Annotated in this window: 21 protein-coding genes; 11 read left to right on the top strand and 10 right to left on the bottom strand. The window is 60.7% G+C overall.

Going from position 1 to position 23,767, the window contains the following annotated elements; translation table 11 throughout:
- Window positions 1-16 precede the first annotated feature (16 nt).
- The 6 genes from mcrC to FY206_RS03345 form a co-directional block, all read right to left on the bottom strand.
- Window positions 17-1,150 carry a 5-methylcytosine-specific restriction endonuclease system specificity protein McrC gene (gene mcrC / locus FY206_RS03320; RefSeq protein WP_045890406.1) on the bottom strand — a complete coding sequence of 378 codons (1,134 nt, stop codon included), beginning with the start codon at window positions 1,148-1,150 and terminating at the stop codon, window positions 17-19.
- Window positions 1,147-3,099, bottom strand: coding sequence for an AAA family ATPase (locus tag FY206_RS03325; protein WP_032643912.1), 1,953 nt, complete (start codon window positions 3,097-3,099; stop codon window positions 1,147-1,149). The genes mcrC and FY206_RS03325 overlap by 4 nt, the downstream gene beginning before the upstream one ends.
- A gap of 131 nt (window positions 3,100-3,230) precedes the next feature.
- Window positions 3,231-4,052 carry an alpha/beta fold hydrolase gene (locus FY206_RS03330; RefSeq protein WP_032643913.1) on the bottom strand — a complete coding sequence of 274 codons (822 nt, stop codon included), beginning with the start codon at window positions 4,050-4,052 and terminating at the stop codon, window positions 3,231-3,233.
- 30 nt (window positions 4,053-4,082) lie between these two features.
- Entirely contained in the window at window positions 4,083-5,702 is a 1,620-nt protein-coding gene (locus FY206_RS03335; RefSeq protein ID WP_032643914.1) for an MFS transporter, read from the bottom strand.
- Window positions 5,699-6,106, bottom strand: coding sequence for a DoxX family protein (locus FY206_RS03340; RefSeq protein ID WP_032643915.1), 408 nt, complete (start codon window positions 6,104-6,106; stop codon window positions 5,699-5,701). The genes FY206_RS03335 and FY206_RS03340 overlap by 4 nt, the downstream gene beginning before the upstream one ends.
- Window positions 6,106-7,977, bottom strand: a complete 1,872-nt coding sequence (locus FY206_RS03345; RefSeq protein WP_032643916.1) for an amidohydrolase — start codon at window positions 7,975-7,977, stop codon at window positions 6,106-6,108. The genes FY206_RS03340 and FY206_RS03345 overlap by 1 nt, the downstream gene beginning before the upstream one ends.
- Window positions 7,978-8,195: 218 nt before the next feature.
- Here FY206_RS03345 and FY206_RS03350 point away from each other — a divergent pair, with 218 nt between their 5' ends.
- The 5 genes from FY206_RS03350 (at window position 8,196) to FY206_RS03370 (ending at window position 15,418) form a co-directional block, all read left to right on the top strand.
- Window positions 8,196-8,882 carry a hydrolase gene (locus tag FY206_RS03350; RefSeq protein WP_023331928.1) on the top strand — a complete coding sequence of 229 codons (687 nt, stop codon included), beginning with the start codon at window positions 8,196-8,198 and terminating at the stop codon, window positions 8,880-8,882.
- A gap of 61 nt (window positions 8,883-8,943) precedes the next feature.
- Window positions 8,944-9,165, top strand: a complete 222-nt coding sequence (locus FY206_RS03355; protein ID WP_032643917.1) for a DUF1427 family protein — start codon at window positions 8,944-8,946, stop codon at window positions 9,163-9,165.
- Window positions 9,162-9,422, top strand: coding sequence for a XapX domain-containing protein (locus FY206_RS03360; protein WP_032643918.1), 261 nt, complete (start codon window positions 9,162-9,164; stop codon window positions 9,420-9,422). Before FY206_RS03355 ends, FY206_RS03360 begins: the two co-directional genes overlap by 4 nt.
- Before the next feature lie 23 nt (window positions 9,423-9,445).
- Complete coding sequence (locus FY206_RS03365) at window positions 9,446-9,826, top strand: response regulator transcription factor (RefSeq protein ID WP_032643919.1); 381 nt, start codon at window positions 9,446-9,448, stop codon at window positions 9,824-9,826.
- Window positions 9,827-9,835: 9 nt separating this feature from the next.
- Window positions 9,836-15,418, top strand: coding sequence for a trifunctional serine/threonine-protein kinase/ATP-binding protein/sensor histidine kinase (locus FY206_RS03370; protein WP_032643920.1), 5,583 nt, complete (start codon window positions 9,836-9,838; stop codon window positions 15,416-15,418).
- Window positions 15,419-15,421: 3 nt separating this feature from the next.
- Here FY206_RS03370 and FY206_RS03375 read toward each other — a convergent pair whose 3' ends face one another.
- Window positions 15,422-16,039 (bottom strand): response regulator transcription factor, encoded by a 618-nt coding sequence (locus FY206_RS03375; RefSeq protein ID WP_032643921.1) that lies wholly within the window; start codon window positions 16,037-16,039, stop codon window positions 15,422-15,424.
- Between the two features lie 182 nt (window positions 16,040-16,221).
- Complete coding sequence (locus tag FY206_RS03380) at window positions 16,222-16,608, bottom strand: VOC family protein (protein WP_032643922.1); 387 nt, start codon at window positions 16,606-16,608, stop codon at window positions 16,222-16,224.
- An 81-nt stretch (window positions 16,609-16,689) separates the two neighbouring features.
- On the opposite strand from FY206_RS03380, the gene FY206_RS03385 reads away from it, so the two are divergent.
- From FY206_RS03385 to FY206_RS03395, 3 genes are all read left to right on the top strand, one after another.
- On the top strand, window positions 16,690-17,460 hold the full coding sequence (locus tag FY206_RS03385; protein ID WP_032643923.1) for a DeoR/GlpR family DNA-binding transcription regulator: 771 nt from the start codon (window positions 16,690-16,692) through the stop codon (window positions 17,458-17,460).
- Window positions 17,461-17,524: 64 nt separating this feature from the next.
- Entirely contained in the window at window positions 17,525-18,127 is a 603-nt protein-coding gene (locus FY206_RS03390) for an ATP-dependent Clp protease proteolytic subunit (protein WP_024909504.1), read from the top strand.
- A 135-nt stretch (window positions 18,128-18,262) separates the two neighbouring features.
- On the top strand, window positions 18,263-19,384 hold the full coding sequence (locus FY206_RS03395; protein WP_032643924.1) for a ribosomal protein uL16 3-hydroxylase: 1,122 nt from the start codon (window positions 18,263-18,265) through the stop codon (window positions 19,382-19,384).
- Between the two features lie 61 nt (window positions 19,385-19,445).
- On the opposite strand, the gene FY206_RS03400 is transcribed toward FY206_RS03395, so the two are convergent.
- The gene (locus tag FY206_RS03400) at window positions 19,446-20,864 is read right to left on the bottom strand and encodes an aminotransferase-like domain-containing protein (RefSeq protein ID WP_032643925.1); all 1,419 of its coding nucleotides are present in this window, start codon (window positions 20,862-20,864) and stop codon (window positions 19,446-19,448) included.
- 176 nt (window positions 20,865-21,040) lie between these two features.
- On the opposite strand from FY206_RS03400, the gene FY206_RS03405 reads away from it, so the two are divergent.
- On the top strand, window positions 21,041-21,202 hold the full coding sequence (locus FY206_RS03405; protein ID WP_032643926.1) for a DUF1127 domain-containing protein: 162 nt from the start codon (window positions 21,041-21,043) through the stop codon (window positions 21,200-21,202).
- A gap of 85 nt (window positions 21,203-21,287) precedes the next feature.
- Here the strand turns inward: FY206_RS03405 and pdxR are convergent, their stop codons facing one another.
- Window positions 21,288-22,676 (bottom strand): MocR-like pyridoxine biosynthesis transcription factor PdxR, encoded by a 1,389-nt coding sequence (gene pdxR, locus FY206_RS03410; RefSeq protein ID WP_032643927.1) that lies wholly within the window; start codon window positions 22,674-22,676, stop codon window positions 21,288-21,290.
- Between the two features lie 102 nt (window positions 22,677-22,778).
- On the opposite strand from pdxR, the gene FY206_RS03415 reads away from it, so the two are divergent.
- Both FY206_RS03415 and FY206_RS03420 read left to right on the top strand, forming a co-directional pair.
- A complete protein-coding gene (locus FY206_RS03415) occupies window positions 22,779-23,258 on the top strand; it encodes a carboxymuconolactone decarboxylase family protein (protein ID WP_008501331.1) in 480 nt (159 codons plus the stop codon).
- 157 nt (window positions 23,259-23,415) lie between these two features.
- A complete protein-coding gene (locus tag FY206_RS03420) occupies window positions 23,416-23,730 on the top strand; it encodes an antibiotic biosynthesis monooxygenase family protein (RefSeq protein WP_032643928.1) in 315 nt (104 codons plus the stop codon).
- The last annotated feature ends 37 nt before the right edge of the window (window positions 23,731-23,767 follow it).

Below are 23,767 nucleotides of genomic sequence, written 5' to 3' on the forward strand. Positions count from 1 at the left end.
GCGTCCACTTCAGAACTTAATTCACGTCAGCTATCCCACAGCAATCATGGGCTAATTTCAATAATTGCTGAGTCATTGTGACGGCATCTGCTGCTAAATCAACGGTGGCAAAGTGGATTTTATGCCCCTGTACCTCAACGAATTCGGAGAGCATTACGTCGACGGCTGGATGAAGTAATAATCCGGCCGAACGGAGAGATAGCGGGTCTGTTCGATTCTCCTGCGTGCGCAGATAGGTATACATCTGGTAGATATAACCGCTGCGCAAGCTCTGATCACGATACCAGCCTTTAATCAGAATGTTATTGAATTTAGTGTCGATGATGATGCGCTGTGCAGGTTGCCTGTGCTCAAGAATGATGTCCGAGTTCATGGTTGGGAAAATACTTTCGCTCCCTGCACTGTGAGACGTTAATCTCCATTTCAACTCTTTTCCGGCAGCGACTGTCCAGTCTTTTTTGGGAAGATGGACGTGATAGAAACCCGCCATACTTTTCTCGAACAGCTTACGCATCCAGTAAGGGTCATCAGACGGCGTTGGCAAGAGTTTTTGCCCCGCAGTTTGGGTTGGTAGCCATAATTCAAATGCCAGCTGCGCGGCATCTACCATGGCTTTATCTGCCGCATCATGGCGACCAAAGCGCGCGATTGATGGCAGTTCACCTTTGCTCGGCATACCGCCTTCGATACCTCGACGACGCAAATTGATTGCCATTGCGCGACATTGCCCAGCCAGCGCGCCGTCGCTGAGTAGTGGGACAAGGTGCTCTAACGCAGAACGAACATAGCGATTGCGGGGGGTATCCAGCGTCATTTCCTGAAACTGACAGGCTACCTGTGCCCGCTCAAGCAACTGTCGACTGGTTGTGCGCAGAACATCAATGCGTCCCCTTACCCTGTTTAGCGTGGCGCGGCGAGTTTGGTATCCCATACTTAAATGCCTTAACAGCCGCTGCTCTACTTCGTGAAGCAGGATCCTGGCCACCAGCGCCGGGATTTCCTCCGGGTTGTTTTCAGCGGCAACCATGCTGCGCCCGTGATGGCGAAACAGACTAGAGGCATACAGCATCAATAGCCAGATATTGCGCAAAGGAATGCGCAATACGGCTGCCCGAGCCTGCGTATCGCCACGTTCATCAAGATAGGTCATACGCTGAGGAGTTCCTTTCTGGCATCCAGAACTTTCTCCGGCGCATCGAACCAGTATTCGGCAAGCAAAGGACAGATTTCTGTTTCGACAACCTGCTTGTACCAGGCCATACCGTCGTCAATCTTCAACCCCGCTGGTGGGGTAACGTAGCTATGCCCGATACAAAACTGTGGTCCCAGGGCCGCATCCCTGGACAATTTTTCATTTAACGCAGTTATTTGGGATTCGATTAGGGCTAATGTTTCCACGCTCACATTAAACCGTTGGTTAACCCATTTTTTCCACGCGTCGTTAAACTCGGGCTTAAGATCAATAAACGCAAAGCGGCGCCGTAATGCTAAGTCGAGCAGGGCAAGCGAGCGGTCAGCGATATTCATCGTCCCGATGATGTACAGGTTCTCAGGAATGTAGGTTTTTTCATCCATATCAGATCGGTATGAAAGCTCAAGCGCCTCATTCGGCGTGCGTTTATCCGCCTCCATCAGCGTCAGCGTCTCGCCAAAAATTTGCGCAGGATTACCCCGGTTAATTTCCTCAATAATGACCACGTACTTAGTTGTCGGATCGTTTACTGCTTTGTCGATCGCATGGAGAAAAGGCCCGTCTACCAGTGCCAAACGTCCTTCATTGTTAGGACGCCAGCCGCGAATAAAGTCTTCATAGGAGAGGGTGGGGTGGAACTGCACCGCGCTGATGCGCTTAGAGGTTTCCTCGCCCATAAGGCAATACGCCAGGCGGCGGGCAAGCCAGGTTTTACCGGTTCCCGGCGGGCCCTGCAGGATCAGGTTTTTTTTGGCCTGTAACCGCTGAAGGATGAGTTGGATTTTTTCCTCTTCTAAAAAGCAGCCCTCATCGATCAAATTGCTTATCGCGTAAGGCTTATGGGGGATTTCCGCTGGCACGTTCTCTTCAACCGTTTCCTCGGTGATGCTCTGGAATTCACCTTTATCGAAGTTGAGGTATTCATAGTTGCCGGGGGTCTGAAACTCCAGTTCATCATCATCACGTAGTTTTTGCAGATAATATGAAATGGACGATTCAACCGTATTGTTATTGGGATAATCCGCCTTAATCTCATCCAGATAAGCCTCTTTTAACTCCCTCAAGGAGAAATATGGGCTGTCTTTTTTCAGGCACAGTAGTTTGATTTTATTAAGCAAATACGCTTTCCATGTCAGCCGCTCGACTTCATCATTTGACTGATGTAAATCGATATTCCATGCCGCCAGGGAGAGTTCAGGGAAGGAGTGAACCGGATAGTTTGGCTGGGTAAAGGCCTTTTTGAGCGCCAGCGCTACGGTCTGATAGTTGTGTCCGCTGCAGCGCCCTTTGGCACCTTTTTTAATGATTTTAATATTCAGGACTTTCTGGATGTAGTACTGAGATTGGCTATCCAGCGTAGGGTAGAACCAGGGGCGTAGCCAGTACAATCCCATCGTCAGGTTCCAGCCAACATTGCGCACGTTAGATGCGGCGTCATAAGAAAACAGGAAGTCCGTGGGATCGGCGTTTGGGGTGTCGGCGAAGGAGATTGCCTGAGAAAACATTTCCCACAGCGTATCGATGTCTTCAGGCTTACGTGATTTCTCATAGCCAAAGAACCATGACTTCTGATTGTTCAGAAGCGGAATACCGTCGAACGACTCAGGAACCGGTTCGCGAACGCCTATCAGTTTTGCCAGGCTGGCTGCGATATTTCTTCGGTTGGTAACGGTAAGCGAGCGATTAAATAAACCCATAGTGGTGAAAGGACAAATGTCTTTCAAGGGATGGGGAGCGCCATTAGCGGGCTTGTCCTGCAGGTGTGACATACTGCCAATCTCAGCAGCAATGCGGTGAATACCCGCCACCAGCTCCTCTCTTCGATTTCGCCAGGTCAGTAGCTGAGAGGCAAATGCCTGATAGAAGTCTGCCCATGCGAATCTGACGTCTTGCTCAACTGCGTCCATATGCTCTCCAGTAAAATTTCAGGCTTCAGTAACCTGGCGACTGAATTTTACGGGATTGTAAGCCTTAGTGAATAACTACCTAAAACAGTGATCTATAAGGGCATGCCGGAACGACATGCCCTCATATGACATTACAGCGACTTCACAAACGCCAGCAGATCTTCGTTGAGCTGGTCCTGGTGGGTCAGCGCAAAGCCGTGCGGCGCGTTGTCGTACACCTTCAGCGTGGCGTTTTTGATCATCTCTGCCGCCAGCTTGCCGGTGCTTTCAAACGGCACGATCTGGTCGTTGCTGCCGTGGATCACCAGCGTCGGCACGTCGATTTTCGCCATATCCGGGCGGAAGTCGGTTTCGCCGAACGCGGTCACGCAGTCGATGGTGCCCTTCAGGGAAGCCAGCAGGGCGATGTTCAGCGTCTGGGTCAGGGCACCGGCAGAAACGGTTTGCCCGGCGTTGGTGCCGTAGAACGGGGTGGCGAAGTCGCTGATGAACTGGGCGCGATCTTTACGCAACCCGTCGCGAATGCCGTCGAACACGCTTTGATCCACGCCCTGCGGGAAGGAGTCGGATTTACCGAAGATCGGCGTGACCGCGCCAAGCAGCGCCAGCCCGGCGACGCGTGAGCTGCCGTAGTTATTGATGTAGCGGGTCACGTCGCCGCCGCCCATGGAGAAGCCCACCAGCGTCACGTCCTGCAGGTCCAGGGTGGTAATCAGGTCGTTAATGTCGGACGCAAAGGTGTCGTAGTCGTAGCCGTTCCACGGCTGATCCGAGCGGCCAAAGCCGCGACGGTCAAAGGCGATGGCGCGGAAGCCGCGCTCGGCCAGGTAGTTCAGCTGGCTGTCCCACATGTCGCCGTCCAGCGGCCAGCCGTGGCTGAAGAGAACCGGTTTACCCGCGCCGCCTTCTTTGTAGTAAATCTGCGTGCCGTCTTTTGCCTTAAACGTTGCCATAGTGTGTTCCTGTACAGGTGATGGTTATGGTTATACCGGCGCGACCAGGTAGCGAATGGCCGGTGAGGTTGTGCCCTGATGAAAAGCCAGAACGCGGCTCTGCAGCAGGAGGTCATTCATGGTGTGGCGCTCCTGCTGGCGCAGATGCTCAATCCACGAGCCCATCAGGAAGGTCTCGATAAACAGGCCGGGACGCTCGATATCTTCATATACCGCCCAGCTCATCGCCCCGGCGCGGCGGCGCACCCGGCGCAGCTCGTGGACCGCCTCCAGGAAGGCTTTGGCGTTTTGCGGGTCGATGAGATACTCGTGCGACACCAGCACCGGGCCGCGCTCGTTCGGCAGGTCAATCTCCACGCCGTCCAGCGGCTGGCCGCTCAGGTCGAGGTTCAGGTCCGGATCTTTCTCCAGCTTCCAGCGGAACACGGTGGCGCTTGCCAGCACCATCCCCAGCGTGGCGACCACCAGCGAGGTTGGGGTACCGAACCGGGAGGCGATCTGCCCCCAGAGGGCGCTGCCCGCGGTCATCGAGCCGAAGAACACCGTCAGATACACCGCCAGCGCGCGGGCCTTCACCCAGCGGGCGGCGCTGCGCTGCGCGCCGAGGTTGAGGGTGGAGAGCACCGCAATCCACGCGAAGCCGGTGAAGAATTCAAACAGGTTGAGCAGCCAGACGTGGCGCACAAACGCCAGCGCCAGCATGGTCAGGGCAAAGGTCAGGCTGGCGGCCACCATCAGGCGGTCGGCGTTCAGCCGCTGGCGCAGGCGCGGCAGCAGGATCGCCCCGGCAATCGCCCCCAGCCCAATGCACGCCAGCATCACGCCGTAGCCCGCCGGACCTAAGCCCAGCTCGCGGCGCGCCACCAGCGGCAGCAGCGCCCAGCCTGCGCTGCCGAAAACGAAGAAGGCCACGGTGCGCACCAGCACGTTGCGCAGCACCGGCGCGGCGTGCACGTAGCGAATGCCGGATCGCACCGCCGAGAAGAAATGCTCCGGCGGCAGGCGCTGCACCGATGGGGCCTGACGCCAGCGCCACAGTACCCACGCCACGCCGACCACGGACAGCGCGTTCAGGGCAAACACCATCCACGGCCCGGCGAGCGACAGCAGAAAACCACCCAGCGCGGGGCCAATCGCCCGGCTGATGTTTACCCCGAGCGAGTTCAGCGCCACGGCGGCGCCCAGCTCCGGCTTGCTCACCAGGTCCGGCACCACGGCCTGGAACGGCGGCGAGCTCATCGCCGCGCCGACGCTCAGCAGAAACGTCGCCACCAGCAGCACGGCGGGGGTGACGTGTCCGGTGAACGACAGCACCGTAAGCCCGGCGGCGGCGATGAACACCCACAGCTGGGAGAAGAGCAGGTATTTACGCCGGTCGACGATGTCCGCCATCACCCCGGACGGCAGGGCGAAGAGGAACATCGGCAGGCTGCTGGCCGCCTGCACCAGCGCGATGTCCAGCGGATCGGCGCTCAGGGTCAGCATGCTCCAGTTGATGCCGACATCGCTCATCCATGAGCCGACGTTAGAGACCACCGTGGCGATCCACAGCATCCTGAACACCGGCTGGCCTAGCGGCTGCCAGGGTGAAACCGTTGATGCGGACGTCGTCTCGACGTGTGCGTCGCGAACGTCGTTAACCTGGGTCATGCGAACCTCTCCGCTGCCTTACGCTGCAATCGCCACTGGCCCGGCCCGGTGAGGGCAAGGGTGGTGAAGATAATCAGCAGCAGCCAGCCAAACTGCCCTTCGGCAATCGACCAGTTCGGGTGGACCGCCAGCATCGCCACCAGCAGCACGGCGATAATCGGCAGGCACGCCAGGCGGGTGTACACGCCCGCAATGATAAACAGCGGGCAAACCACCTCGGCGACAATCGCCGGGATCAGGCTGGCGTAAGGCCCGAAGCCGAACGGATCTTCAATGCGCGTCAGCTCTTCGCTGAAGTGCAGCACCTTCGGCAGGCCGTGCACGTAGAGCAGCAGCAGGCTGCCGGTCAGGCGCAGGAAGAACAGCCCCAGGTCAACCCGGGGCGGCATAGTGGTGTTTTTCATCAGAATGCAAAGCAGCTGCAGCCCAGCGCCCCCCAGAAAGCGTTATCGTCGGACACCGGCATCTCTGACGTGCGGGCAAAATCATGCTGGTGGCGGTGAACCCCGCACGGGCCGCTGCAGTGGTGAACGGTGCTCATGCCCACGCGTGCGGCCTGCGGCGGCGCGCTGCGGTAGTGGCCCGGCACCTTGACCACCGGGGACCAGTCGGGCAGAACCGGAATGGCGGGCGGCGCGAGCGGGCCAAAGGTGCCTGCTGCGTAGACGATATCGCCGTTGACCACCGTGAGGACGGACTCGATGCCCTTGATCTCCTCCTCCGGCACGCGGAAGTAGTCTTTGCTTAGCACCGCCAGGTCGGCGAGCTGGCCGACCTTGATCTGCCCCTTCTGATTCTGCTCGCTGGAGAACCACGCGCTGCCCTGGGTCCAGAGCATCAGGGCGGTGTCGCGATCCAGACGGGCGCTGTGGTCGTACATCCGCATCCCGCCGACGGTGCGGCCGGAGACCAGCCAGTAGAGCGCGGTCCACGGGTTGTAGCTCGCCACGCGGGTGGCGTCCGTTCCCAGGCCCACCGGGACGCCGGTCTCGAGCATTTTCGCCACCGGCGGCGTGTGGCGGGTGGCGTCGATACCGTAACGCTCGGCAAAGTACTCCCCCTGGAAGGCCATGCGGTGCTGGACGGCAATGCCGCCGCCGAGCGCCTTGATGCGGTCGATGTTGGCCTGGGTGACGGTTTCCGCGTGGTCAAAGAACCAGTGCAGGCCGTTGAACGGAATGTCGCGGTTCACCTTCTCGAACACGTCCAGCATGCGGCTGATGGACTCGTTGTAGGTGGCATGCAGGCGGAACGGCCAGCGGTGCTCCACCAAATGGCGCACCACGCGCTCCAGCTCGTCCTCCATGCCCGGCGCGAGATCCGGGCGGGGTTCGAGGAAATCTTCAAAATCGGCGGCGGAGAAGACCAGCATCTCGCCCGCGCCGTTATGGCGGAAGAAGTCGCTGCCCTGGCCCGGCGTGAGCATGTCGGTCCATTTCTCAAAGTCCTCCAGCTCGTGGCCCGGACGCTGGGTAAACAGGTTGTAGGCGATGCGGATGGTCATCTGCTTTTTCTCGTGCAGCTCGGCAATCACCTCGTAATCTTCCGGGTAGTTCTGGAAGCCGCCGCCCGCGTCGATGGCGCTGGTCAGCCCCAGGCGGTTCAGCTCGCGCATGAACTGGCGGGTGGAGTTGACCTGCTGCTCCAGCGGCAGCTTCGGCCCTTTGGCCAGCGTGGCGTAGAGGATCATGGCGTTAGGGCGGGCAATCAGCATCCCGGTCGGGTTGCCGTTAGCGTCGCGCTGGATCTCGCCGCCCGGCGGATTCGGCGTGTCTTTGGTGTAGCCGACCACCTTCAGCGCGGCGCGGTTGAGCAGGGCGCGGTCGTAGAGGTGCAGGATGAAAACCGGGGTGTCCGGCGCGGCGGCGTTGATCTCGTCCAGCGTCGGCATGCGGCGCTCGGCAAACTGGAACTCGGTCCAGCCGCCCACCACGCGCACCCACTGGGGCGACGGCGTGCGCAGGGCCTGCTCTTTCAGCATCCGCAGGGCGTCGGCCAGCGACGGCACGCCTTCCCAGCGCAGCTCGAGGTTGTAGTTCAGCCCGCCGCGAATGAGGTGCAGGTGCGAATCGTTCAGCCCGGGGATGGCGGTGTGGCCTTTCAAATCGACCACTTTCGTACCGTCGCAGTGGTGTTGCATCTCCTCGGCGACGGTACCCACCTCCAGAAATTTTCCATCGCGCACGGCAACGGCTTCCGCGATGGGGTTCTCGCGATCGACGGTATGAAACTGGCCGTTAACCAGAATGAGATCGGCTTTACCGAGGGTAACCATAACTGCTCCTGACTGAGAGGGGAATGGTCAGGATTATGGGAACCGGTTTCGGCAAAGATCCAGTTATACAATAGGATAGGTATACCAAAGTATAACTATACCTAAGGTTAACTATACGAAGAGATAATTACGCCCAGGGGCGATAAACCGCAGGATGAGGGTGACTTTATCGCCGTGGCGATCGCGGCGATTTCTCCCCTTAACCACTGGAAAATGCTATGACCTCTTCAAAGCTCGAAGTGTTAACCCCTGCGAACTGCCAGATTATCTTTATCGATCACCAGCCTCAGATGGCGTTTGGCGTGCAGTCGATTGACCGCCAGGTGCTGAAAAACAACACCGTGGCGCTGGCGAAAGCGGCTAAGGTCTTCAACATCCCAACCATCATCACCACCGTAGAGACCGAAAGCTTCTCCGGCAATACCTATCCGGAGCTGCTGGACGTCTTCCCGGGCCAGGACATCCTGGAGCGTACATCCATGAACTCCTGGGACGACCAGAAGGTGCGCGACGCGCTGAAGGCCAACGGCAAGAAGAAGGTGGTGGTTGCCGGCCTGTGGACCGAAGTGTGCAACAACAGCTTTGCCCTGTGCGCGATGCTGGAAGGCGACTACGAAATTTACATGGTGGCGGATGCCTCCGGCGGCACCTCCAAAGAAGCCCACGACTTCGCGATGCAGCGCATGATCCAGGCGGGCGTGATCCCGGTAACCTGGCAGCAGGTGATGCTGGAGTGGCAGCGCGACTGGGCGCGTAAAGAGACCTACACCGCGGTAATGGATATCGTGCGCGAGCACTCCGGCGCGTACGGCATGGGCGTTGATTACGCCTACACCATGGTGCACAAAGCGCCGTCTCGCCAGAAGAGCGAGCACCGCACCTTAGCGCCGGTTCCGGCTCGCTAAGCCTCGTCGGCGGGCTGGTCCCTCATCCGGCTCGCCGCTGCTTTTTTCTCTGGAGTTCACAATGAGCACTGGGCTGATATCCCTTGCCGCAGGCGTATTGATTGGCCTGATGTATGCCGTGCTGAAGGTGCGATCCCCCGCGCCGCCCGCGCTGGCGCTGATTGGCCTGCTGGGGATGCTGGCGGGTGAGCAGGCGACGCGGCATCTGTTGTCCCGCGACGCCGTGCCGCCGCCTCAGGTGGCCGCTCCGCAGGGCACCTCGCAGACGGGAGCGTCGTCATGAAAGCATGGATAATTTCGCTGGTGTGCGGCGTGGCAGCTGGGGTAATTTACGCCCTGCTCGACGTCCATTCCCCGGCGCCGCCGGTTGTCGCCCTGCTTGGCCTGTTTGGCATGCTGGTGGGCGAACAGCTCATCCCGGTGGGACGGCGTTTACTGAGTCGCGAACCGCTTACCCTCGCCTGGTTTCGTCACGAATGCGTACCGAAAATCAGCGGCACGGCGCCCCCTGCGCCCGCGAAGGACGATCGCGACGCTTAATGATTTGTGAGAGGAAAGACAGCATGACGCTGCCGTGGCGCATTGCCATCATTGATGACGAACGTTCCGTTCGCAGCGGGCTGAGTAATCTCCTGGAGTCGGAAGGCTATTCGGCCGATACGTTTGATTCGGCAGAGGTGTTTCTCAGCCATCCGCTCGCCCTGTCCGGCGCGGCGCTGGTGATCGCCGATCTCAAGCTGCGGGGCATGAGCGGCCTGGAGCTGTTTGACAAGCTGCGGCTGCTGGCCGTCCCGCCGCCGCCCGTGATCTTTATCTCCGGTCATGCAGATGAAAATATGCAGCGGTACGCTCTCAGCCTGGGCGCCGCTGCATTTTTGCGTAAGCCCATTAACATCGATATTCTGCTGGATCATATTCAGCGGGAGCTGGCCCGCCGACAATAAGGATCGCGGATGAACGAACACGAGCAGCCTGCATTCTGGCCCGCCCAGGGGAATCTTCACCAGGGGCGGGTTTTTGTCCTTAAAGAGGATGTGATGTTTACCGTGCTGGCGCAGGAGGGCGGCATCGCCTGGATGCACGCGCGGCATCCGCATTCCGGCGGCTCGTTCATTATCGCCACCGCGGTGAGCGACGAAGAGGAAGAGCGGGCCACCCGGCTGCTTAAAAACGAGTTTGCGCTGCGTGACGTGCTGCAGGACGGCTGGGCCATCCGCGCCGTCGCCTCCACCCAGTACCGGGGGCGCTTCGCGCTGGTGTACGCCCCGTTTGCGTTTGAGCTGCTGGCGCGGCGCGCGGGCAGGGCGATCTCGGGCATCACGCGCTTTATCGAGATGGCGATCCAGATCTGCGTTCCCCTGCGCCAGATGCACCTGCAAAACCTGATCCACGGCGATATCAAACCCGGCTCGATATTTGTTCATCACGATGCCACCTGCCGCCTGGGCAGCTTTGGCCTTTCCTGCAGCCTCTCCGAAGCCTTCTCCCAGACCCGGCTTGCCGTGCAGGGCGGAACGCCCGCGTATATGTCGCCAGAGCACACCACCCGCACCCGGCGCGCCGTCGACTGCCGCAGCGATCTCTACAGCCTCGGCATGGTGCTGTATGAACTCCTGACCGGACGCCTGCCGTTTGATCTGGGAGAGGACGATCAGACCCGCTGGGCGCACTACCACATTGCCTCGGCGCCGCTGGCTCCGGACGCGATCCGCCCGGACGTGCCGGGCATGCTGTCGACCATCATCCTGAAGCTGCTGGAGAAGCATCCCGATAACCGCTACCAGACGGTCGACGGGCTGATTGCCGACCTGCGACGCTGCCAGGCGATGTTGACCGGTGAGGGCGAGATCGCCCCCTTTACTCCCGGCCAGCAGGACCGCACCCCGGCGATCCACCTGGCGGACTCCCTGTTCGCCGCGCATCCGCAGGCGAATGACGTGATTGCCGCGTTTGAGCGGGTGAGGCAGAGCCGGGTGCCGGAGCTGGTGACCATCGGCGGGCCGTCGGGGATCGGCAAATCCTCGATCATCGCGACGGCGCTCAAAACGCTGCAGCAGCGCACGGTGCTGCTGGCGGTGGGCAAAGTCGATCAGTTTTCGCCGTCGCTGCCCTACGGCGTACTCAGCTCCGCCTTCCGCACCCTGACGCTGCACCTGCTGGGGCTGCCCGCGGACGACGTGGCGAAGTGGAAAATCCGCCTGTCTCGCGCGCTGGAAGGGTATGAAGAACTGGCCGTTAGCCTCGTGCCCGAGCTGGGCCTGCTGCTTGAGAGCAAGCCGCGCTTCTCGGCGGATACGTTTTCCATTGATGCCCGGGCGCGCTTCAGCCATATGGTGCTGGCGCTGGTGAAAACCTTTGCCTCGCAGGGCTGCCCGCTGGTGCTGGTGCTCGACGATCTCCAGTGGAGCGACGCCGCCAGCCTGCAGACGCTCAACGCTCTGCTGATGAACTGCGGCGCGGTTCCGCTGCTGGTGGTCGTGGCGCACCGGGATATCGGCTCCGTGGCCGACGAAGCCCTGCAGGCGCTGCTGGTCAGCCTGCCGGAGGCGGCGCAAAACGCGAGCGAGATTGTCCCGCAGGCGCTCTCGGTGAGAGCGGTAGCGCGCTGGCTGGCGACGCTGTTTCGCACCCGCAGCGCGGCGACGACCGACCTCGCGACGCTGATCCACGAGAAGACGGGCGGCAACCCGCTCTTTGTGCACGAGTTTTTCCGCCGCATCGTTGATGACGGCCTGGTGGTGCACAACAAATATCAGGACAGGTGGCACTACGATCTGCAGGCGATCCGCGCAAGGCACTACACCGAAAACGTCGTCACCCTGGTGCTGGAGCAGCTCGAAGAGCTGCCCGACGAGACGCGCCGCCTGCTGGGCAGCCTCGCCTGTCTCGGCGGCACCGGCGAGATGGAGATGATCTGCCGCGTGGTCGGCCTGTCGATGGCGGAAATGCGCTACGCGCTGCACCCGGCGGTGATGGCGCAGCTGATCGTGCTGACGGGAAAAGCGTACTCCTTCACCCACGACCGGGTGCAGGAGGCCGCCTTTGCGCTGCTGGATCGGCATGAGAAAAGCCATCTTCACCTGACCACCGCCAGCCTGCTGGCCGACGCCGCGCGTCAGGCGGCGGGGAACGAGCTGCTGTTCCGCGCCGTCCACCACGTCACCGCCGCGCTGGACAGCATCCAGCCCGCGCCGCAGCGCCAGAGGTTCCGCGAGCTGAGCCTGCTGGCCGCGCGCCGCGCGAAGCGTTCGGGGGATTACCTTTCGGCGCTGAGCTATATCCAGACCGCCAGAGCGCTGGGCAACGCCGGAACGGTGTCAGACTTTATGCTCGATATCGAAGAGGCGGGCTGCGAGTTTGCGCTCGGGCACCTGGCGCGCACCCGCGAGCTGTGCGACGCGATCCTCGGCTGCCCCGGCGCGCTGACCGAAAAGGCGCTGGCGGCCAACCTGCTGGTGGAGGTCTACATTCGCCAGTCGGACAGCCGTCTGGCGCTGGAGGCGGCGCTCTGCTGGCTGGGGATTTTTGGCATCCAGATTGGGCGCTATCCGGAAGATGCCGACTGTGACGAGGCCTGGGAACAGTTTTGTCGTCGCGCGGGCGACGCGCCGCAGGCCCTGTTTGCCCCGCTGTCGCGGATGGATAATCCGGAAACCGAAGCGGTGATGAACCTGCTCTACAGCGCCAGCATCTGCGCCAGCTTCATCTGCCCGCGCCTGCACTTTTTGCTGCTCTGCCGCATGATGCACCTGACCCTCGACCACGGCATCACCGGCGCGTCCACCACGGCGATGGCCTGGTTTGGCGTGCTGATGGGCCACCGCTACGCCGAGTATCGCCTCGGGTTCCAGTACGGCACCCTGGCCCGCGAGCTGGTGAGTCGCCACGGCTACGATGCGTTTGAAGCCAAAACCCTGCTGCCGCTCGATCAGCTCAGCGTCTGGACCCAGCCTTTATCGTTTACCATCGAGTGCGCAAAAGCCTGCTTCACCTCGGCGGTGACGCACGGCGATATGACGATGGCCTGCTTTGCGGCCTGTCATCAGGTCATCAACTTCCTCTCGCGGGGCGATCATCTGGACGGGGTGCTGACCAGCATCGATCGCGGCCTGGCGTTCGTGCGGAAGACCCACTTCCAGGACGTGGAAGCCATTTTGATGGTGCAGCGCGGCTACGTTGAGTTTCTGCGCACGCCGGTCATCGGCACCTGGACCGCCTCGCAGGTCCTGCCGGAGGCGCTGCTTCCCGCGTCGCCGGAGCAGGCACCGGAGCAAACGTCGACCATGCTGTTCTGGTACTGGCTCTACCGCGGCATGGCGCACTTTACCTGCGGCGAATTTGCCCATGCGCAGGCGGATCTCGAGATGGCGGGCTGGTACGCGTGGTCTGCGCCGGGGCATATCCACCTGCTGGATTACCATCTCTACAGCGCGCTGGCGCTCTCCCGCCAGCTGACGCCGGAGACCTTTTCGGCGAATCACCGCCGCAGCATTCACGCCCACTACGACAAAATCGCCCTCTGGGCGCGCGTTAATCCCGGCACGTTCGCGGATAAAGAGGCCCTGATCTACGCCGAAATCGTGCGTCTGGACGGGATGAACAGCATTGCGTTGGAGCAGTATGAGAGGGCGGTCCGGCTGTCACGGGAGGGCGGGTTTAACCCGATCAACGCCCTGGCCCACGAGCTGGCGGGGCGCTTTTCGCTGGCCTGCGGCTACCCGACCGCCTCGGACGCGCACTTCCGCGGCGCAATTGCCGCCTGGGGGCGCGCCGGGGCGCAGGCGAAGGTGCGCCAGCTGGAGCAGGATTTCCCGCACCTGCTGGCCTCCGGGCAGGCCAGCGCCTACGACACCGTGGCGTTCGCCCAGAATGAGACGATCCGCGATCTGCAGAGCGTGATCAAAGCCTCCCGCGCGCTGTCGGAAGAGATCAACCTTGAACGCTTAATCGAAAACCTGATGACGCTGCTGCTTGAACGCGCCGGAGCGCAGCGCGGGCTGCTGCTTCGCGTGAACGAGAACCTGATCCCGGAGATCGAGGCCAGCGCCTGGACCAGCACCGAGGGCGTGCGGGTGCGGATCCTGAAAGACGTGCCGACGGCGACCGACATGCCCCTGTCGGTGCTGGCGGCGGTGATCCGTACCGGGCAGGAGATCCGCACCGGCAGGCCGGAGGAGTTCCATCCCTTCAGCCAGGATCCCTACCTGGTGACCTCGGGCGCGGCGGTGATGTGCGTCCCGATGTTCAAGCAGGCGCGGCTGGTGGGCGTGCTTTACCTGGAAAACCGCCTGATGCCGGAGGTCTTCACCGCCGAGCACTCGCGCGTGGTGAGCCTGCTGGGGGCGCAGGCTGCGGTCTCCCTGGAGACGGCGCGGCTGTACGCCGAGCTGCTGGCGGAGAACATTCAGCGCCGACGGGTGGAGAAAGAGCTGCGCGCCAGCCAGACGTCGCTGATGCTGGGCGAGCAGATCAGCCACACCGGCAGCTGGCGCTGGGAGCTGGAGCAGGATCTGATGTTCATGTCCGAAGAGTACGCCCGCATTCTCGGCCTGCCCGAGCAGCAAAAGATGATCTCCATGGCGGAGTTTTTGACCTTCGTCCATGAGGATGACTACGCCCGCATCAGCGCCATCGTCACCCAGAGCGTGCGCGAGGGGCTCTCCATGCGCGCGGAGTTTCGCATTAAGCGTACCGACGGCTCCACGCGCTATATCCTCGGCATCGGCGATCCGGTGGGCGTGGGCAGCGAGGTAAACGAGTACTACGGCATCATCACCGATATCACCAGCCAGCGCGCCGCGGAGGATGCCATGCGGGTGGCGCAGGCGGATCTGGCGCGGGTGTCGCGCGCCACCACCGTCGGGCAGCTGACCTCCTCTATCGCCCACGAGATCAACCAGCCGCTGATGTCGATCGTCTCGAACGCCGGGGCGAGCCTGCGCTGGCTCAACCGCGAGCCCGCCCGGCTGGATAAAGTGCGGGAAGGGCTGGAGGAGATCGCCGCGGAGGGCGCGCGGGCGGGGGAGATCATTCGCAGCATCCAGTCCCTGACGCGCAAGCAGGATCCGACCTTCGTGCGCATCGATCTGCACTACCTGATCCACCATATCATCGCGCTCTCCCGCAGCGAGCTGGAGCAGAGACACATTAGCGTGGATTATCTTTTAAAGGCGCAGGACAGCTTTATCACCGGCGATAGCGTGCAGATCCAGCAGGTGCTGCTCAACCTGGTGATGAACGCGGTGGAGGCGATGGCCGAGGTGAAGGATCGCGCCTCCACCATCACCCTCAGCACGGCCAACGCGGACGGAAAAGTTATCGTGGAGATCGCCGATACCGGCAGCGGCATTGAGCCCGAGCGTCTGGAGCAGATTTTTGACTCGTTTTACTCCACCAAGGCGCAGGGGATGGGCATGGGGCTGACCATCAGCGCCAGCATCATCGAACGCCACTGCGGGAAGCTGAGCGCGCGCCGCCGGGAGCCGTACGGCACCGTGTTTGCCTTTGCGCTGCCGCTGGCCGCGCAGGAAGGGTAAAGGTTACTCCGCAGGCTGGCTTTGGGTCAGGCGCTCAACGGCCCTGACCAGCTCCGCCACGGAGCGCACCTGCATTTTTTCCATCACCCGGCGGCGGTGCACCTTAACCGTGATCTCGCTAACGCCCAGCTCGGCGGCAATTTGCTTGTTCAGCATGCCGCTTATCGCCAGCGTCAGCACCTCGTGCTCGCGCGGGGTAAGGGACATGTGGCGCTGCTTCAGGGCGAAGTGCGCTTTGCTGCGCTCGGCGTTGTTCTCCGCCAGCTGAAGCGCGGACTGAATGGCGTCGATCAGCGCGGCGGATTCCACGGGCTTGGTGAGAAATTCATAAGCGCCGCCTTTGATGGCGCGCACCGACATCGGGATGGTGCCGTGGCCGGTAAGAAAAATAATCGGGATCTCGCGTCCGCTGTCCTTGAGCGCGTCAGCCACCTCGAAGCCCGAGATAGCGGGCATTTGCATATCGAGGATCACGCACGAGGGCAGATCCTCAAAGCGGTGCTGAAGAAACGCCTCTGCCGATGAAAAGCCCATGGCGTCTATATCTGCGGATTCCAGCAGGCCGAGAACGGACTGCCTGACCGCGTCGTCGTCGTCAACCACATATACAATGTGTTCCATTCACCGCCCCGGTGCTGAGTTCACTGTCGAGAATATAAACACGTCTCCTGACGTAAGAGACTGTTTCTGCTGGCTTTCATCTTAACACATTAACTATCATTATCATTTAACAATATGATAACCGTATGAAGAGGAAGTATAGCGAGCCGTAGCCGGGGCGGTTAAGTAACGAAACACTGATTTTATGCACCAACAAGCTCAATGCGGTTGCCGTCCGGATCCGCAATCACCGCTTCATAGAAGCCGTCCCCGGTCATACGCGGGGCGCTGAGCAGCGTGCCGTTTTCCTGTGCCCGCTCGGCCATGGTATCGACCTGCGCTTTGCTGCCGACGTTGATGGCGATATGCGCCCAGCCGATAAACTCCGGGTGCGACGGGGCGTCGGGCAACTCCGGCAGGGTCATCAGCTCGACGGTCGGCCCGTTATCCAGCGTAATAAAGTGCGATTCAAACCCCGGACGATTTTTACTGACGTAGCGTTCATTGCTGCGGCCACCAAACACCGTTTGCCAGAACTGAACCTGTGCATCAAGGCTTCGGGTCCAGAGTGCGACGTGTGCAATATTCATAATAACCCTCGTTGTGTGCATTGCGCGGTTATGCAACATTATGCGCATTGATACTCGATTAAACTTTGCCAGGAACTACTCATGCTCGATTATGCTGCTTTTCCGGAACAACGACAAGCGCGGATCCGCCAGATCCTTCAGGCGCGCGGAAGGGTGGTTTGTACCGAGCTGGCGAGCCAGATGAACGTGTCAGAGCACACCATTCGCCGGGATTTACATGAACTTAGCAAAGAAGGGATGTGTAAAAAGGTCTACGGCGGCGCGGTGCTGCAGCTGCCGGATGCGGGGAATTTTTCCAGCCGCGAACAGCAAATAAGTGCAGAAAAGAACACAATCGCGCATAAAGCAGCAGCGCTGGTTAAGCCTGGCGGCTGTATTTATATTGATGCGGGCACGACTAACCTGGCGCTGGCGAAAGCCCTTCCGGGGGATCTCCGCGTCACTGTGGTCACAAACTCCCCGGCGATTGCCGCGGAGCTGCTGCATCATCCGCTGTGCGAGCTCATCATGACCGGCGGGCAGATCCAGCGGACGTCCGGCGGGGCGGTGGACGCCACGGCGACAGGCCAGATCCAGGGGATGATATTCGATCAGGCGTTTATCGGCGGCTGCGCGATGGACCCTGAAATGGGACTTACCGGGTTTGACTTTGCCGATTGCGCGTTCAAAAAAGTCGCGATTGCCCAGAGTAACCAGACCATCGTGGCCCTGACCGCCGATAAGCTTCCCGGCGTGGCGCGCTATGTCGTGGCGAAGAGTCGCGACATCGATATGCTGGTGGTGGACGCGGGGATAGAAAAGGGCGTTCTCGACGCGTTTGCGGCGCAGGACGTTTGCATTGTGTGCGCCTGAGGACTTTCACCGGTAAAACAGGCTACACTCAGGTTTTGAGCGCGACAAGCTGAAGGAAATAACAATGCACTACACACTGAAAGAGAGCGACAAGGAAAAAGCGGAAGGGTCAAACGGCGCGGGCGCTCTGCAGCAAAAACTGCTGGAGTCCCGTTCGATTGTGATCTCCGGTGAGATCAACCAGGAGCTGGCGCAGAAGGTGATCACCCAGATGATCCTGCTGCAAAGCGTCAGCAACGATCCGATTAAGCTGTACATCAACAGCCAGGGCGGCCACGTGGAAGCGGGTGACACCATCCACGACTTTATCAAATTCATCCGTCCGGAAGTGCACGTCATCGGCACCGGCTGGGTGGCGAGCGCGGGGATCACCATCTTCCTGGCGGCGAAAAAAGAGCACCGTTATTCCCTGCCAAATACCCGCTTTATGATCCACCAGCCGCTGGGCGGCGTGCGCGGTCAGGCAACGGACATTGAGATCGAAGCGCGCGAGATCATCCGCATGCTGGATCGCGTGAATAAGCTGATCGCCGACGCGACCGGCCAGCCGCTGGAAAAAGTGAAAAAAGACACCGACCGCAACTTCTGGATGTCTCCGGCGGAAGCGCTGGACTACGGCATCGTGGGTAAACTGATTACCCATTATGACGAGCTGAAGCTGGACTAAGTTTTCGCGCCGCGTACGTGTCGGGTGACGGCCTCGCCTTACCCGACCTACGCGTGCTGGTTTGACCCATGACAAGTTCCCCCGCCACCGTCTCCCCTATAATCGCGCCTGTTTCCCCTCTCACTGGTGCTAACCATGGCGTATCAACTGAACCTGAACTGGCCGGAATTTCTCGAAAAATACTGGCAAAAACAACCCGTCGTGCTGAAAAATGCCTTCCCGAATTTTGTCGACCCGATTACCCCGGACGAGCTGGCGGGGCTGGCGATGGAGCCGGAGGTCGATAGCCGTCTGGTGAGCCATTTCAACGGCAAATGGCAGGCCAGCAACGGCCCGTTCGAGCACTTTGACGATCTGGGTGAAACCGGCTGGTCGCTGCTGGCGCAGGCGGTAAACCACTGGCATATGCCTGCGGCGGAGCTGGTGCGTCCGTTCCGCGTCCTGCCGGACTGGCGTCTGGACGACCTGATGATCTCCTTCTCCGTGCCGGGCGGCGGCGTGGGGCCGCATATCGATCAGTACGACGTGTTTATCATTCAGGGGATGGGCAGCCGCCGCTGGCGCGTGGGCGACAGGCTGCCGATGCGCCAGTTCTGCCCGCATCCCGCGCTGCTGCACGTCGATCCGTTCGAGCCGATCATCGACGAAGATCTTGCGCCGGGCGATATTCTCTACATCCCGCCAGGATTCCCGCACGACGGCTTTACCCATGAAACGGCGCTTAACTACTCTGTGGGCTTCCGCGGGCCGAACGGCCGCGATCTGATCAGCAGCTTCGCCGATTACGCGCTGGAAAACGATCTGGGCGGCGAGCACTACAGCGATCCGGATCTGACCTGCCGCGAACACCCGGGCCGCGTGGAGCAGTACGAGCTCGATCGCGTTCGTCAGATGATGATCGAGATGATCAGCAAGCCGGATGATTTCACAAAATGGTTCGGCAGCTTTGTCTCCACGCCGCGTCACGAGCTGGATATCGCCGCCGCCGAGCCGCCTTACGCGCCGGAAGAGGTGCTGGACGCGCTGCAGGGCGGCGAAACGCTCTCTCGCCTGAGCGGCCTGCGCGTGCTGAACGTTAACGGCAGCTTCTTCATCAACAGCGAGCAGCTGGAGACGGTAGACGCGAAGGCGGCGGATGCGCTGTGCCGCTACACCGAACTCGGCCAGGCCGAGCTGGGCGATGCGCTGAAAAACCCGGCGTTTGTTGAAGAGCTTACCGGGCTGATTAACCAGGGTTACTGGTACTTCGACGAGTAGTGCGGCACGGTTTTCTCCCTCTCCCTGTGGGAGAGGGGTGGGGTGAGGGCATCAGGCCGCACTAGCCCTCCTCCATCGCAATCACAATCGCTTCACCCATCTTCCTCAACGCCTCGCGATGTTTCTCCGTCGGCGGCAGCGCCACGTTGATGCGCAGGCAGTTGCGGTACTTCCCGGAGGCGGAAAAGAGCGACCCGGCCGCGGCCTGGATCTTCAGTCGACACAGCTGCTTGCTGACGCACACCATGTCCACCTTCTCCGGCAGCTCAACCCACAGCAGGAAGCTCCCCTGCGGGCGCGTGACGCAAATCTCCGCCGGAAAATACTGCCGCACCCAGCAGGTGTAGGTCTCCATATTCTGCTGATAAATCTGGCGCATACGGCGGACGTGGCGATGATAATGCCCGTCGCGAATAAACGCCGCCACCGCCATCTGGGTACCCGGCACGTTAAACCCTCCGGCGGCGTATTTCATGTGCATCACCCGGTCGTAGTAGCGCCCCGGCACAATCCAGCCGACGCGCAGGCCCGGCGCCACGGTTTTGGTAAACGAGCTGCAGAGGATCACGCGGCCGTCGATATCCATAGAATGAATAGTGCGCGGGCGCGGGTACTCCGCCGCCAGCTCGCCGTAAATATCGTCCTCGACAATCACGATATCGTGCCGCTGGGCGAGGGCCAGCACCTGCTTTTTCCGCGCTTCCGGCATGATAAACCCGAGCGGGTTATTGCAGTTGGGCACCAGGATCACCGCCTTGATCGGCCACTGCTCCAGCGCCAGTTCCAGCGCCTCGATGCTGATCCCGGTTTCGGGATCGGTGGGAATTTCAATCGCCTTGATGTCGAAGCCGCGCAGCATCTGCATGGTGCCGTGAAACGAGGGTGACTCCACCGCCACGATATCCCCCGGCTTGCATACCGAAAGCAGGGCGATCGACAGCGCGCCGTGGCAGCCGTTGGTGATAACAATCTCGTTCGCCGCCACGGTAGAGCCGCCGTCGAGCATCAGGCGGGCAATCTGCTCGCGCAGTTCCAGGCGTCCGTCGAGCACGTCATAGCTCAGCATCTCACCGGGATTATGCTGCGCGATGCGGCTCATCTCCCGCCACAGGGGCTTCAGGCTCGGCTGGTTAATGTCCGGCGAGCCGCCGCCAAAGGAGATCATCTCTTTGTCGGCGCGGGCGTCCAGCAGCATCATTACCTCATCCCACTGCGTAACGTCCACCGGGCGCTGCACCGGGCGGGTCATGGCCGGAACGGGCGGCTGGGCTTTACGCTGCGAAACAAAATAGCCGGAGCGCGGCTGGGGCGTGATCAGCTGGAGGTTTTCGAGGATCTGATAGGCCTGCTGTATGGTGCTGATGCTCACGCCGTGCTCCTGGCTCAGCGTGCGTACCGACGGCAGGCGTTCGCCGCTGCGATACAGCCCTTGTTCAATGCGTTCCGCCAGAAGGTTGGCCAGATGTTGATAGCGCGTCATGCTGTATCCTTTGTTTTAACCATACAGATTATAAAACCAGTACAGATTGCGGCGATAATTGCCATGCAGATACCGTTTTAGCGGATCTGTATGGTAAACAAAAGGTGTTTTTGCATCTGTATTGCGCAGGTCGATTTCCAGGATGATAACCCCACTGGCACAGTGAGGAGAGCATCATGGAATTCAATGAGAACCGTTCAAAACGTCCGTTCGTCGCGTTTATCTGGATCGGCAAAACGATCTGCAACTGGTATCGCATCAACCGTACCCGCCGCATCCTGAGCCAGATGAGCGACGAGCAGCTCAAGGACGTTGGGTTGTCCCGGTATGATGTGTGAGCCACGTCGTTGCCCGGTGGCGCTTCGCTTACCGGGCCTACGGGATCGAGTAGGCCGGGTAAGGCGTAGCCGCCACCCGGCAATTTCACCGCAACAGCTCAAACGTCTGCCGTTTCGGCCTTTCCAGCAGCTCAACCGCCTCCTGATACGACCGCACGTTGTTATACCCCATCACCAGCCCGTAGCGTTTGCCGGACCCGCGATACCACTCCGAGAGCGCGTTGACCTGCAGCTGCTGTTCCTGCCAGCAGCGCGCCACCTCCCGGTCACGGCTTCCTTTGCTCAGAAACGCCACGATATGCATCCCGCCGTCGTTTTGCTCGGTGAAAAAGAGTGCGCCATACACCTCGCGCAGGGCGGTAATCATCCACTCGCGGCGGGTCTGGTACAGGGTGCGCATCTTTTTCAGGTGACGGAAAAAATGCCCTTCGTTGAGAAACGCGGTGAGGATCTTTTGCGTCAGCACCGGCTGGCCGCTGGTGGTGATGTCCGCGCAGTCGGAAAAGGCGCCTACCGTGCTGGCGGGCATCACCACGTAGCCCATGCGCAGCGACGGCATGATGGTTTTGCTGAAGGTGCCCATAAAGATCACCCGGTCGTGTTGGTCGAGGCTTTTCAGCGACGGCAGCACCTTGCGGGTGTAGTGAAACTCCCCGTCGTAATCGTCTTCGATAATCCACGCCTCGTTCTGGCTGGCCCAGTCGAGCAGCTGCTGCTTGCGCGGCAGGGTGAGCGTCACCGCCAGCGGGCTCTGGTGCGACGGGGTGACGATGGCAAAGCGGGCGTCGCGATGGTGGCGCAGCAGGTAGTCCGTGTCGATGCCGCAGCGATCCACTGGCACCGTGTGCAGGCGCGGCACGATCCGCTTCAGAAGCTGCTGGCCCATAAAATAGCCCGGATCTTCAAACACCACCTTGTCGCTGCGGCTGGCGAGCGTGTCGAGGATCAGCCGCAGGCTGCCGCTGTAGCCGCTGGTGATCAGCACCTGTTCGGCGCTGCAGGACAAGCCGCGCGAGATGTTGAGATAGCTGGCGATGGCCTGGCGCAGCGGATACCAGCCCAGAACGGGCGGGTTGAGCATCTCCTCCTGGCGCATGGCGCGCGTTGCCTGGCCCGCCAGCAGCAGCCATTTTTTATACGGAAAGCTATCGAGGGCGGGAATGCCGGGGCGCAAAAATCCCGCCCGCTCGCGCTGGCTGATGAGCGATGCCGGAAGCGTGCCGGTGGGCTGTTCCGCAGAGGCGTTCTGCGCGGGCAGCAGAAGATCCGGATTCACCCGCGTACCCCGCGCGCCCTGGCTCACCAGATACCCTTCGCCCGTCAGGATGGCATACGCCGTTTCGACGGTTTTGCGCGCCACCTTCAGCTCCTCCGCCAGCACGCGGATGGCGGGCACCTTATCGCCAGGCTTCAGCACGCCGCGCGTGATGTTGTCGCGATAGCGGGTATAAATCTCGTGATAGCCCGGCTTCATGTCCTACCTCATTTCACGCTTTTTGTGTCTTTTTACTATGTCATGAACGGCGTAGATTTGCCTCATCGCATCACCGATGCCGAATAAAAAAGAGGAAAGACCATGAGCACTCGCGTCAACCACCATAAAGCTACACCTGCCCTCGCCAACGCGCTGTCCGCCCTGAGCATGGAGGTGGCAAAAACCTCCATCGATCCGGCGCTGAAGCACCTGATCGACATTCGCGTATCGCAGCTGAACGGCTGTACGTTCTGCCTGGATATGCACTCGAAAGAGGCCAAAATCGCCGGCGAGCGCGAGCTGCGCCTGTACCATCTGGCGGCCTGGCGCGAGTCCCCGCTGTTCAGCGCCCGCGAGAAAGCCGCGCTGGCCTTCACCGAAGCGTTGACCCAGATTGGCGTGCACGGCGTGAGCGATGCGCTCTACCGCAGCGTGGCGGAGCACTTCTCGGACGTGGAGATTTCAGAGCTGAACTTCGCCATCGTGGCGATCAACGCCTGGAACCGTCTGGGGATCACCTCCCGCATGGCGCCCGGCTCGCTGGATGCGGCTTACGGGCTGAATAAGGCTAACCTGGAATAATGCCGCGCCCGCCCGGTGGCGCTGCGCTTACAGGGCCTACATGAGCCCGTAGGCCGGATAAGCGCAGCGCCATCCGGCGCAACGCTTCGCTCCTTGCCGAAGCATTGTGCTTTTCCCTCCTGCATTCTCTCCCCAACATCACAACGGAGAGAAAACCATGATCGCAGTCCTTTTCGAAGCCAAAGCCGAGCCCGCTCATCAGGCGCGCTACCTGCAGCTGGCCGCCGAACTTAAGCCTTTGCTGGCCGACATCGACGGCTTTATTGATATCGAACGGTTCCAGAGCCTGACCACCGACGGCAAAATCCTCTCCCTTTCCTGGTGGCGGGATGAAGAGGCCGTCCGCCGCTGGAAGCAGAACGTGTTTCATCAGGCGGCGCAGGCTGAAGGGCGGGAGTCGATTTTTGCGCACTACCGCATTCGCGTGACGCAGCTGGTGCGGGATTACTGCTCCGAAACTGCTGACGGATGATGATAAGCTGGCCGAAGAGATCACCGAACCCTGGGCG

Source organism: Enterobacter chengduensis (genome assembly GCF_001984825.2).
Lineage (GTDB): Bacteria > Pseudomonadota > Gammaproteobacteria > Enterobacterales > Enterobacteriaceae > Enterobacter > Enterobacter chengduensis.